Raw genomic sequence first — 11,747 nt, 5'->3', positions numbered from 1 at the left:
ACATCTGACATCCGACCGACCACAGGCAACCCCTTGCAAGCAACTTCGCATCAAGAGGGAGCAAGGAGCGGGCCAGCGCCCCGAACCGAATATTTCAGTAATATAATCAATGATTTGGCGATGTGGGTGCATTGCCGGGCCGCCGGCTCCGACCCCGCCATTTCTGCCGCCCCGGCAAGAATTGCCCTAAGCGGGGGGCTCGCGTGATTGCTTCACCGGAATGCCGCCTATATTAAAGAGGCTACTCTCAGCCGCTTTCGACTTGGGCAGTCGTGCTCTTCGGGAACCAAGGTTCCGGGGGATCGCCACCGTCCCCCGAGAAAGCAAATCGCGCGTCGCCGCCGTCACAACGCTCCAGGGCCCATGCTCAACAGTCTGGATCTCGAAGGCCGTCCCGAGGACACCAGGGTCGTCGTTGCCATGTCGGGCGGCGTCGATTCCTCGACGACGGCTGCGCTGCTGAAGGCTGAGGGCTACGACGTCGTCGGCATCACGCTGCAGCTCTACGACCATGGCGCGGCCACCCACCGCAAGGGCGCCTGCTGCGCCGGCCAGGACATCCACGACGCCCGCGACGTCGCGGCCAAGCTCGGCATTCCCCATTACGTGCTCGACTACGAGGACCGCTTCCGCGAGTCCGTCATCGACAATTTCGCCGATTCTTATGCCCTTGGCGAAACGCCGGTGCCCTGCATCGAGTGCAACCGCAGCGTCAAATTCCGCGACCTCTTGAAGACCGCCCGCGAGCTCGGCGCCCAGGCGCTCGCCACCGGCCATTACGTCGCCTCACGGCGCCGGAACGACGGCTCGCGCGCGCTGGTCTGCGCCGCCGACGCCGATCGCGACCAGAGCTATTTCCTGTTCGCGACCACGCAGGAACAGCTCGACTTCCTGCGCTTTCCGCTCGGCGACATGACCAAGCCCGAGACGCGCGAGCTCGCGCGTCGCTTTGGGCTTGCGGTCGCCGACAAGCACGACAGCCAGGACATCTGCTTCGTGCCGACCGGCCGCTACACCGACATCATCACGCGCCTGCGCCCCAATGCGATGGACCCCGGCGACATCGTCGATCTCGAGGGCCGCGTGCTCGGCCGGCACAACGGCATCGCCAATTTCACCGTCGGCCAGCGCCGCGGCCTCGGCATCGCAGCCCATGCGCCGCTGTTCGTGGTGCGGCTGGACGCGGCCACCCGCCGCGTCGTGGTCGGCCCGCGCGATGCGCTGAAGATGCACCGCATCGCACTTCGCGACGTCAACTGGATCGGCGACGGCGACATCGACCGCGCCATCGGAAGCGGCCTTGAGATGTTCGTGCGCGTGCGCTCCACCCGCAGCCCCCAACCGGCCTGGCTGCGCGGCAGCAACGGCCGTTACGAGGTCGAGCTCGTCGCCGGCGAAGAGGGCGTCTCGCCGGGACAGGCGTGCGTGTTCTACGACGCACCTAGCGGCCAGGCCCGCGTGCTCGGCGGCGGCTTCATCCAGAGCGCCGCAGCCAAGGTCGGCACGGGCACATCGCGCCCGCTCGCGGAAGCCGTGCGCGGCTGAGCGCGATGAGATTGAGCCCAACTGTCACCGCAGCCACGGTGCGCCCCCTCTCCCGCTTGCGGGAGAGGGTAGGGGAGAGGGTGCTTCCGCGATGGGATACTCCCGATGCGGAGAGAACCCTCATCCGCGCCTTCGGCGCGACCTCTCCCGCACGCGGGAGAGGCACTAGACCTCCCGCGGGGCGGGATCCGTTCTCACCAACAAACACACCTTAGAGAATCTTCGCGCAAGGGCAGGGGGCATGGCAGCAGACATCTCGCGGGCCGGGGTCGAGAAGGCCTATGGCCGCTGGGCGCCGGTCTATGATCTCGTGTTCGGCAAGGTGTTCGACGCCGGCCGGCAGTCGACCATCGCCGAGGCCGACCGCATCGGCGGCCGCGTCCTCGACGTCGGCGTCGGCACCGGTCTTTCGCTCTCCGAATACGCGCGCACCACCAAGGTCTGCGGCGTCGACATCTCCGAGCCGATGCTGCGCAAGGCGCAGGCGCGTGTGCGTTCGCTCCGCCTCTCCAACGTCGAGGTGCTCTCGGTGATGGATGCGAAGAACCTCGCCTTCCCCGATGATTTCTTCGACGCGGTGGTGGCGCAATATGTCATCACCGCCGTTCCCGATCCCGAAGGCACGCTCGACGAGTTCATGCGCGTGCTCAAGTCAGGCGGCGAGCTGATCCTGGTCAACCACATCGGTGCGGAGAGCGGCCCTCGCAAGCTGTTCGAGCTCGCTTTCGCGCCCATCGCCCGCCGCCTCGGCTGGCGCCCGGAATTCCCGTGGGCGCGCCTCGAGGGCTGGGCCGCAAGGCACGGCGGCGTCGCGCTCACCGAGCGCCGCCCCATGCCGCCGATGGGCCATTTCTCGCTGATCCGCTACCGCAAATCGTGATTGCCACCTGCGGGAACAGGGGGCCTCGCGCGCGCGTTTCCTTCCCATGCGCACGACAAACCTCATTCTTGCGGGCCTCCTGATCGCCGCCTCTGGCAGCGCGATCGCGCAGGCCCCGCCCGCCCCGGCGACGCCGCCGCAAGCGACCGCGCCGCCATCCCCGCAACGCGCCGCCGGCTGTGCCCCATCCGATCGGCTGGCCACCACCCCGGAAGGCACCACCACCGGCCAGTCCCGGGAACCGCTCGGCGACAAGCTCGCCAAGACGGACGGCGTGCTCTGCCCACCCGCGGGCGTCGATCCCGATATGCACGCCCCGGCCCCCAGCACTGACAGCAACACCCCGGTGATCCCGCCCCCCGGCAGCCCCGGCGGCGACCCCAATGTGAGGCCGAAATAAGGGACGCTTCCCTTCGCCTCTCCCCCGCCGGGGAGAGGCCGGAATCCGCGCGACGCGCGGATTCCGGGTGAGGGGACACCATCCACGAGTCCGGCCCCGTAAAAAATCGCAAATTCTGGTGAGAAATCGGGCCGAAGCGGGCTTGTCGCGCCGAAGCTTTAGCGAAGGCGGATTGACTTACCCCCGCCCCCTTCCTTATATGCCGCGCGTTCGCGAGATCGGCCTCAAGTCGCCGCCGCGATCCCTGTGGCGGGGTAGCTCAGCTGGTTAGAGCACGGGAATCATAATCCTGGGGTCGGGGGTTCGAGTCCCTCCCCCGCTACCATCTTTCCCCACACTCCCTTTACCCCCTTAGGGTAGGCAGCTTCGCCGAGCAGGGCATTTAATCGGCCTGCAATCTCAATCGCTACTCCACCCCGTCTGTCTGGATCCCGGAACACAGTGACGGTATCGACAAGATCTCTAATGGCCTGTGCGGCCTCTGCGTCTCCGGCTGACACACTTTTCCCCAGCGCTTCTTCAAGTCGACCGAGTTGCTCCTCGTATCGTTTCAGGATGCCCGGATGTAACCTGACTTCCTTTGGCGTGTGCGGCTCGCTCTGCAACTCCTCACAGATCCGCTTTCGCTGGGCACCTAGGGCGGTTGATCTTGGCCCGAGAATTGATGGATCGCCGTGTCCTTTTGCAATTGCATCCACTAGTCGTTCGATTTCGCGGTCCAATTGCACTAGCTGCTGCTCGAGGCGCTGCCGCTTTGCGTGTGATGTAGCTGCGAGGCGCTTCCGCTCCTCCAGATATGTTCGTACGTACTCCAAAATAACGTTCGGAGCACGCAGTTCGGCCTTTAGCCCGCTGAGGACTGCACTTTCGACCGTGTCTAAATAGAAAGTCTTCGCATCAGAACATGTGCCGCTCTCTGTCGCCGCGGAGCAGCGAATACGAACGCGCCCTGATTTGTCCCGCCCATTGGTTGCCATACCCGAACCGCATGAGCCGCAACGGAGGAGGCCAGATAGCATTCGACGAGGCCGACGTTGGTGGCTGGGGTGGGTGTGACTGCGCTCTTCCTTACGTTGCTGAGCAGCTGTGAATAGCTCCGGATCGACGATTGCAAGCTGCGGCACTTCAGCAACCTGCCAGTCACTCTTCGGATTCGGTCGTGACAGGCGCTTTCCTGAGTCGGGGTCTTTCACCATCCTAACTTTGTTCCAGACCAGGCGGCCCACATAAAGCTCGTTCTGCAGAATGCCGGCACCCCTCCCACTATTGCCATTTAGTGTTGAGGCATTCCATGCGCGCCCCCGCGGAGGCGATATCCTCTCCTTGTTGAGATCGTGCGCGATTTCTCGAGGCGTACGGCCCTCCACGTATTCCTGAAAGATGCGCCGGATCACTCGTGCCTCGCTCTCGACCACAACTCGTTCGCCACTTCTCCCAGGAACCGCGGCGTATCCGTATGTCAGGCCACCCCCAGCCAGACCTTGCTTGATCCGCCCCGCTTGGCCACGACGCACTTTGTGCGCGTTGTCCTCACGATAGAGTTGTCCGATCAAGCCGCGAAGGCCGACCAGCACGGTGTTAACGACGCCTTCGTGGACCGCCCTGATCTCGATCCCGAGAAAGGATAGCCGCTTATGAATGCCTGCAAGATCTTCCATGTCGCGAGAGAGGCGATCGAGCGCTTCGACGATCACTACGTCAAAAGATCTCTCCCGCGCTTGGTCCAACATCCGCAAGAGGCCTTCGCGTCCCATGACAGAGCCGCCCGAACGAGCCCGATCTTCATAAGTACTGATAACAGTTAAGCCTTCGCGCTCCGCATACGTTTGACAAAGTAAAAGCTGATCCTCAATCGATCGCTCGTTCTGAAGATCGGTTGAGAACCGAGCATAGATCGTTGCTCTCTTCATCGTCGTTTCGATTGGCGAGCTGTCTTTCATGATCTTCCCTCGCGGCCAGACGAGCAAGTGCGCGCGCGAGCCTTAAGATCACCCTGTCTGGAGTCCTCTGCAAGGACAATTTGCGATGGGCTTCTCGCACGGTCGAAACTCTAAGTCGTCCCGGAACTCAACGAGGTGCACGCACCTGCGCTGGCGCCAATCCACAAGAGGTAGGGGTAGTGATCATCCGAGCATCATGCTCGGATCTGTGCCCGCTCGGAACGGCCGCTATCAGCTCGTCGTGCAATCGGCCGCTGCGGCGAAAAAAAAGGGAGGAGAGCCGGATGTGCGAGACGTCGCGTCGGCGTGACCGGCTCGATCCATGGCAATTCGGGGACGTGCACCAGACTTCCGAGACGACATCCGTCAAATTGTAGTCGGCCGCGAACTGAAGCTCTGAGTCGTACTCGTTTGACCCATCCTTGTATCATTCTCACAACGGCGTTCGACGTCATTACCGAGCTGGTGGTCTTGCGGTTGCACGCGTGCCGGCGTGATGTGCGAGGCGGTAAGAACCCAAACTCGGCCGGCGATTTCGATCGGTGTCGGTCATGTTCTTAGCTGTGATTAGGACGATGTGGCGAATCATGGCTGGCTATGGCTCGTGCGAGATGAAGGCTGATCGCAGGGCTATTTTGGTATCGTGCCACTGACGACCGCGAGCCGCTCAATACTTTGAATGTGACGCGCAAGCAGATCGCAGGCCTGATCGATATTACGTGATCGTACTGCTTGCAGAATCAAGCGGTGATCCTGATTGGATCGGGGACGCCATCCGGCACTGCGCGCCATCGCGAACACCAGTCGCGAGTTTGCGAGTTGCAGTCCATCGAGGCAGGCGAGCAATCGAGGCATTGCGCAGGGCGCCACCAGTGCGTGGTGAAATGTGCGATTCGCGATCTCGAATTCCTGAATTGTCTCCGCGTTGTCTGCTTCGATCAGGGCCAGCTCAATCCGCGTCAGATGAGCCGCCGTGAGTTTTGGCGCGGCATTCCGCAGCGCGACTACTTCCAGCGCGGCGCGCATCTCGGCGATCTCCTTCACCGACTTCGCGTCGAGCGATGCAACACGCACGCCACGGCGGGGGGCGGCAACAACGAGATGTTGTGCTTCCAGTTGCCGAAAAGCTTCCCGCACAGGGACGTGGCTCGAGTTGAATTCGCGTGCGATATGGTCCTGCCGCAGCGGTGCGTCTGGTTCTAGGGCGCCGCTGATAATGCGGCCCCCGATCAAACTGGCAATGCGTTGCGAAGTTGTCGCGTTCTCATTCATTATAGATTATCTATCAGAAAACATAGTGCATGGCCGCCAGACGTCGGTTAGCATACATTTGCAGGAAAGTTTATAGATAATCCTAAGGATTATCTATAATTAGTAGAGGAGGCTGGTTCGGTGGTCGCAAGCGCGAAAACAAAACCCGACGACAGCTGCGACATTGAACCCGTTCGCCACGACTGGACACTTGGAGAGGCGGAGGCGCTCTATAGCGCACCGTTCTCCGACCTGATGTTCCGCGCCCAGGCTGTTCACCGCCGCCGCTTTGATCCCAATCATCTGCAGACCGCGAGCCTTCTCAGCATCAAGACTGGCGGCTGCCCAGAGGATTGCGGTTACTGCTCGCAGAGCGCGCACTATGACACGGGGCTGAAAGCAACGCGGCTGATGGACAAGGCGGATGTGATTGCGACTGCCGAGCGCGCGAAGGCGGCCGGCGCGGAGCGGTTCTGCATGGCGGCGGCATGGCGCAGTCCAAAGGACCGCGACCTAAACCAGGTCTGCGAGATGGTCAGCGCGGTGAAGGGTCTCGGAATGGAAACCTGCGTAACACTCGGAATGCTCACCGCCCCTCAGGCGCAGCGTTTGCGTGAGGCCGGCCTCGACTTCTACAACCACAACGTCGATACCTCGCCCGAATTCTATGGCCAGATCATCACCACGCGGATACTGCAGGATCGTATTCACACGCTTACTGAGGTGCGCGCGGCGGGTATCAAGGTCTGCAGCGGCGGCATCATCGGGATGGGGGAGCGCGTCGCGGATCGGCTCGGCATGCTGGTGCTGCTCGCCAATCTTCCGAGTCATCCGGATAGCGTGCCGATCAACCTTTGGAACGAGGTCAAGGGCGTGCCTGTCAGGGAAACTGCGGAACGGCCCGATCCAATCTCCCTCGCGCGTGTCGTCGCGGTCGCACGCATCCTGATGCCGCAAAGCATGGTGCGGCTGTCCGCGGGGCGGCAATACATGACCGACGAATTGCAGACGCTGTGCCTTCTCGCTGGCGCTAATTCGATCTTTATCGGCGACGCGCTTCTGACCACGCGCAACCCGCAGCGCGAGCGAGACGTGGAGTTGCTTGGACGCCTCGGCATCAAATCCAGCCTCGACCAGGAGCCGCCGGACAACACGCAATGTGCGCCGGCTAATGATAGCGTTCACAGTGATTGTCGCCCATAGCCGCGTCCGCCGCCTCGAAAGACTATTGAATAATCTCAGGAAGAATCAGGGCTTCGTGATTGGCGGCCGTGAGGGATTTGCGCAGGCACCCCCTTCTACAGACACACGGGAATGATTCATGATTTCAACACGCGCGGATAAGGTGGCCACTTATCACGCGGCCTTGCGGGCCCTAGACGAGCAGGACCGGCTGCGGCGCCTAGCGCCGCGTTCGGGCATTGATTTTGGATCGAACGATTATCTCGCGCTGGCGAGTGCGCCGCGTATGAAGGAGGCTGTGGCGGCTGCGCTGGAAGCCGGCACTCCAATTGGAGCCGGCGGGTCACGACTCCTGCGCGGAAATTGCGACGAGCACGAGCGTCTCGAAGCGGAGGCCGCGCACCTTTTCGGAGCCGAGACGGCGCTGTTTTTCAGCGCCGGGTATGTGGCGAATTTTGCCATCCTGACGACGCTGCCTCAACTGGGCGATCTGCTGGTACTCGATTCGCTCGTGCACGCGAGCATTCGCGAAGGAGCGCGGTCCGGACGAGCCGAGTTTCGCGAAAACGCTCACAACGATCCGACGTCGGTCGAAGGCATAATCCGCGACTGGCGCGCGAAAGGCGGGACCGGCTGCGTCTGGATCGTGGCTGAAAGTCTGTACAGCATGGACGGCGATTTCGCGCCGCTCAGGGAGCTTGTCGCAATTGCCGATAGGCATGATGCGTTCCTTTTGGTGGATGAAGCTCATGCCACTGGCGTTTATGGTGAGCAGGGAAAGGGGCTGACCGCCCCATATGAAGGGCGCGAGAACCTGGTGGTCGTTCATACATGCGGCAAGGCGTTGGGCGCCGCCGGCGCCCTCGTCACCGCGAGCCAGGTGCTGCGCGACTTCATGGTTAACCGTTGCCGTCCACTCATTTTTGCAACGGCGCCGTCGCCTTTACTGGCTGTTGCCGTGCAGGAGGCGCTAACAATCTTGAAGGAGGAACCGGAGCGGCAACAACGCCTAGCCAGCTTAGTCGCCTTCACACATCGGGAGATCCGCTTGCGCGGAGGCCGGAGTCCCTCTGCTTCCCAGATTGTCCCTTACATTGTCGGTGACAACGCGCGCGCCATGAAAGTGGCGTCGATGCTGCAGGCTCGCGGATTCGATGTTCGCGGAATCCGACCACCGACCGTGCCGGCCGGCACAGCTCGGCTGCGAATCTCCCTGACACTGAATGTCGGAGAGAACGATGTGCGTTCCTTGCTCGATGCCTTGATGGAAGAAACCGGAAGCGAGGCAAGATGGCTCGGCGATTCGTAGTCACCGGCACCGATACTGGCGTCGGCAAGACCACCTTTTGCGCAGGGATCGTCGGTTTTCTTGATGCCTATTATTGGAAACCGATCCAGGCTGGTCTTCGGGCGGAGACCGATTCTGAGGTCGTTAAACGACTGGCCGAACTTCCGAACGATCGGATTGTGCCAGAGCGATATCGTCTTGAAACGCCCGCGTCACCACATCTCGCAGCAGAACTCGATCGGCTTCACATCGACGCCACCTCACTCAATGTGCCGGACACCGGAAAGCGCCCGCTCGTGATCGAGGGGGCAGGTGGGCTAATGGTACCGCTCAATCGCAACGAACTATATATAGACGTCTTTGCACGATGGCGGGTGCCGGTCATTCTCTGTGCGCGCACTGCCCTCGGTACCATCAATCATTCGCTGCTTTCGCTCGAGGCCTTGCACAATCGCAACATTGACATTCGCGGTATCGTGTTCATCGGCGAAGAGAACGTCGACACCGAGACCACTATTTGCAGGATCGGAAAAGTGCGGAAGCTGGGCCGGCTCTCGTGCCTTGTTCCACTCACCGCCTACGCGCTTCGCGCGGCCTTCAAGGTTTCGTTCCATGGTGGCGATTTCGATTCATAATGTGCAAAGCAAAGTCGCGGATCTGGCATCCGTTTACCCAACATGCGCTGCAAGGCGAGATGATAAAGATTCTGAGCGGCGAGGGTGCATATCTTTACACTGCGAATGACCGTCGCATCATCGACGGGATTGCGTCTTGGTGGGTTGTGACCCATGGCCATTGCCATCCTTACATCGTGAATGCCATTCAGAAGCAGGCGGAAAAGCTCGACCAGATCATCTTCGCTGGCCACACTCATGAACCCGCCGAAGAGGTAGCCTCCCTGCTGTTGAAACTGGCGCCCCGTGGCCTCGACTACGTCTTCTTCTCCGACAGCGGCTCGATCAGCGTGGAGGTGGCGCTTAAAATGGCGCTCAGCTATTGGCGCAACATCGGCGAGTCGCGCTCACGTATCCTCGTGATGCAGCATTCCTATCATGGCGACACCGTAGGTACGATGTCGGTCGGCGCGCGTGGTGTGTTCAATGCCGCATACGAACCTCTGCTGTTCGAGGTTACCTCAGTTCCGTTCCCGGCGCTGGGTCATGAACAGGCGACACTCGACGCGCTCGAGGCCGCGTGTTGCAACGATAATCCGGCTGCCTTCATCGTCGAACCCCTTATCCTAGGCGCTGGGGGGATGCTTATGTATCCTGCTTGGGTCCTAAATGAAATGAAACGGATCTGTGAGGCCTCGGGCGTCCTATTCATTGCCGACGAGGTCATGACCGGCTGGGGGCGTACTGGAACATTATTCGCGTGCGAGCAGGCTAGTGTCAGGCCCGACATTGCCTGCTATTCCAAGGGCCTCACGGGTGGCTCTCTTCCGCTTGCGGTGACGCTCTGCCGCGCGGAGATTTTTGATGCACACTATTCGAAAGACCGAACCCGCACCTTCTTCCACTCCAGTTCTTACACGGCAAATCCGGTGGCATGTGCCGCTGCCAAGGCGAACCTGGATCTCTGGTCCCACCATGAGACTTATGAGCGTGTGGCCTCCATCGCTGCAATGCAGAAACAGAAAATCGAGCCATTTCGCGCGGACGCGCGCTTCGGGAATGTCCGTCAGACTGGTACTATCACCGCACTCGAGCTGAAGGTGTGCGACGAAGGGTACCTCGCCAATATAGGGCCGAGGTTGCAGGCGTTCTTTAGCGATCGAGATCTGCTGCTCCGCCCGCTCGGCAATACGATCTATGTCATGCCGCCGTATTGTGTCACGTCGGCGGACCTTGCTGAAATCTACGCGGCAATTAACGATGCAGCCGATGAGCTGGTCTAGAAGCAGGCCGGATCGGTCGCCGATCGCCACAGCCCGTCGGCGAATCTGCCGAAGCCAATCGCCCCCCCCCCCCCCCATGGTCCAACCCAGCGGCCGAGAAAGTCTTCGTATGGTGATCGCGCAAGGAATTTCATCCGTCGGCGGGCCGTTCTCGAGGCACCGATTTCTTTCTTCGTTCGACAATTATCCTCCACGGATCCCTAGGGGGTACTGGGTGGGCAAAGGCTCAACGGTATTTGAAATAACAAAGTACTTGCTGCTAAGCTGCACGGCATCCATCTCAGAGGCTAATCTTCATTATTACGGTTCCATCCCCCTCGATCCAGATCACTGTGACGAGGCGCATTCTAGCGACGGAATTCGTGGAGATCTGGAACAAGAACTTTGGGGCACGAATCCTAAGTTATGTCATTCTTGGCGCACGCGGCTCACGTTGCTGTGGCTCAACGGCGCTGCTACGCGGACCTGCCAAGTCGGTGACCAATTCATTGCTTGCAGTTCGTCCTTCTCGGACGAGCAGCGAAGTTGACGTAGAAAATTTTTATTTTTGACGCAGCAACCAGATTACTGATCGCCCGATACACTCGGTCACTTCTGACGCGGCGGGCGGCTTGCCACTTCGCACCGCAGAATCGAGGCGATGGAGTCGAAATGAGCCACCCTTCAGAGCAGCCGGGCGCGTGCATCACGATTCCTACGCTGCAGCGGTGGAAGGAGGACGGCCGGCGTTTTGTCATGACCACTGCCTACGACGCGGTTGCGGCGCGCAAGAAGTCGGGCGGGTAGGTGCTGAGAGAGACTGTGCCGCGAGGCCGGTGTTGCAATCCTCTTTTTGATGCACAGGAACTTTATCCGAGCCCTTTTCGAGACCTTCATTGAACTCGGCGACCTCGCCAAACCTATGTGCCGAGCCTTCAGGGCCGGAAAGTTTCGCAGTTTCGCGACTGTGTTATGCAAGTTGTTGAACATGGTGCAGTCCGACGTGGTGTTTTTGGCCAGAAGGATCTTCAGTAATGCACAGTCGCGCGTCGTATGGCCGGTTGATCTCAATCTCCCGATCAAGATCGTCACCGTACCGACGGTATGCGAACTGGATGGGCTCGCGATGAGCAGTCGCGACCGGTATCTCAGCAGGGAAGAGCGTCAGCGGGCCCTTGAGCGATGCGATAGATGGCGTACGGAATATTGTGGGATTAAAAACTTTGCGTCTGGCAACGCCACAACTTTCGCAGGGCTGCGGTCAGGACGGTTTCGACAAACTTTGGTATAGTGTTTTGCAGCGCATTCTATATTGCCCGTTTACCTTTGTAGAGTTGAGCGCCCGTCATATCGTTTGTACTTTCGATGTCGAACCTGGATCATTC

At 60.6% G+C, this 11,747-nt stretch carries 9 protein-coding genes, 1 tRNA gene and 2 pseudogenes; 10 read left to right on the top strand and 2 right to left on the bottom strand.

Annotation, left to right across the window (positions count from 1 at the left end):
* Window positions 1-363 precede the first annotated feature (363 nt).
* From mnmA to I6F31_RS17455, 4 genes are all read left to right on the top strand, one after another.
* Window positions 364-1,545, top strand: a complete 1,182-nt coding sequence (mnmA, locus tag I6F31_RS17470; protein ID WP_225185818.1) for a tRNA 2-thiouridine(34) synthase MnmA — start codon at window positions 364-366, stop codon at window positions 1,543-1,545.
* 241 nt (window positions 1,546-1,786) lie between these two features.
* Window positions 1,787-2,425 (top strand): methyltransferase domain-containing protein, encoded by a 639-nt coding sequence (locus tag I6F31_RS17465; protein WP_109142574.1) that lies wholly within the window; start codon window positions 1,787-1,789, stop codon window positions 2,423-2,425.
* A gap of 46 nt (window positions 2,426-2,471) precedes the next feature.
* A complete protein-coding gene (locus I6F31_RS17460) occupies window positions 2,472-2,825 on the top strand; it encodes a hypothetical protein (protein ID WP_225185817.1) in 354 nt (117 codons plus the stop codon).
* Between the two features lie 248 nt (window positions 2,826-3,073).
* Window positions 3,074-3,150: transfer RNA gene (locus tag I6F31_RS17455), tRNA-Met, on the top strand.
* Here the strand turns inward: I6F31_RS17455 and I6F31_RS17450 are convergent.
* Window positions 3,107-4,735 carry a recombinase family protein gene (locus tag I6F31_RS17450; RefSeq protein ID WP_225185842.1) on the bottom strand — a complete coding sequence of 543 codons (1,629 nt, stop codon included), beginning with the start codon at window positions 4,733-4,735 and terminating at the stop codon, window positions 3,107-3,109. The genes I6F31_RS17455 and I6F31_RS17450 overlap by 44 nt on opposite strands.
* A gap of 660 nt (window positions 4,736-5,395) precedes the next feature.
* Window positions 5,396-6,037, bottom strand: coding sequence for a GntR family transcriptional regulator (locus I6F31_RS17445; protein ID WP_225185816.1), 642 nt, complete (start codon window positions 6,035-6,037; stop codon window positions 5,396-5,398).
* A gap of 120 nt (window positions 6,038-6,157) precedes the next feature.
* On the opposite strand from I6F31_RS17445, the gene bioB reads away from it, so the two are divergent.
* The 6 genes and pseudogenes from bioB to I6F31_RS36725 all read left to right on the top strand — a co-directional run.
* Window positions 6,158-7,219, top strand: a complete 1,062-nt coding sequence (gene bioB / locus I6F31_RS17440) for a biotin synthase BioB (protein WP_225185815.1) — start codon at window positions 6,158-6,160, stop codon at window positions 7,217-7,219.
* A 118-nt stretch (window positions 7,220-7,337) separates the two neighbouring features.
* Window positions 7,338-8,507: an 8-amino-7-oxononanoate synthase gene (locus I6F31_RS17435; RefSeq protein ID WP_225185814.1), complete on the top strand. Its 1,170-nt coding sequence runs from the start codon at window positions 7,338-7,340 to the stop codon at window positions 8,505-8,507.
* On the top strand, window positions 8,489-9,121 hold the full coding sequence (gene bioD, locus I6F31_RS17430; protein ID WP_225185813.1) for a dethiobiotin synthase: 633 nt from the start codon (window positions 8,489-8,491) through the stop codon (window positions 9,119-9,121). The genes I6F31_RS17435 and bioD overlap by 19 nt, the downstream gene beginning before the upstream one ends.
* Window positions 9,121-10,383: an adenosylmethionine--8-amino-7-oxononanoate transaminase gene (locus I6F31_RS17425; protein ID WP_225185812.1), complete on the top strand. Its 1,263-nt coding sequence runs from the start codon at window positions 9,121-9,123 to the stop codon at window positions 10,381-10,383. Before bioD ends, I6F31_RS17425 begins: the two co-directional genes overlap by 1 nt.
* A gap of 651 nt (window positions 10,384-11,034) precedes the next feature.
* Window positions 11,035-11,148 (top strand): annotated as a pseudogene (locus tag I6F31_RS17420) (3-methyl-2-oxobutanoate hydroxymethyltransferase); the annotation flags it as partial.
* 28 nt (window positions 11,149-11,176) lie between these two features.
* Window positions 11,177-11,539 (top strand): annotated as a pseudogene (locus I6F31_RS36725) (pantoate--beta-alanine ligase); the annotation flags it as partial.
* Between the last annotated feature and the right edge of the window lie 208 nt (window positions 11,540-11,747).

Origin of the sequence: Bradyrhizobium sp. NBAIM01 (genome assembly GCF_020194115.1) — a bacterium.
In the GTDB taxonomy this organism is placed as follows: domain Bacteria; phylum Pseudomonadota; class Alphaproteobacteria; order Rhizobiales; family Xanthobacteraceae; genus Bradyrhizobium; species Bradyrhizobium yuanmingense.
Note: the sequence above shows the minus strand (reverse complement) of the source record. Positions and strands in the feature narration are given on the sequence as shown.

Bases quoted from the DNA above. Each gene is read 5' to 3' on its own strand.
- I6F31_RS17425 (WP_225185812.1), top strand. From the start codon at position 9,121: ATGTGCAAAGCAAAGTCGCGGATCTGGCATCCGTTTACCCAACATGCG.
- bioD (WP_225185813.1), top strand. From the start codon at position 8,489: ATGGCTCGGCGATTCGTAGTCACCGGCACCGATACTGGCGTCGGCAAG.
- I6F31_RS17465 (WP_109142574.1), top strand. From the start codon at position 1,787: ATGGCAGCAGACATCTCGCGGGCCGGGGTCGAGAAGGCCTATGGCCGC.
- I6F31_RS17445 (WP_225185816.1), bottom strand. From the start codon at position 6,037: ATGAATGAGAACGCGACAACTTCGCAACGCATTGCCAGTTTGATCGGG.
- I6F31_RS17460 (WP_225185817.1), top strand. From the start codon at position 2,472: ATGCGCACGACAAACCTCATTCTTGCGGGCCTCCTGATCGCCGCCTCT.
- I6F31_RS17450 (WP_225185842.1), bottom strand. From the start codon at position 4,735: ATGAAGAGAGCAACGATCTATGCTCGGTTCTCAACCGATCTTCAGAAC.
- I6F31_RS17435 (WP_225185814.1), top strand. From the start codon at position 7,338: ATGATTTCAACACGCGCGGATAAGGTGGCCACTTATCACGCGGCCTTG.
- mnmA (WP_225185818.1), top strand. From the start codon at position 364: ATGCTCAACAGTCTGGATCTCGAAGGCCGTCCCGAGGACACCAGGGTC.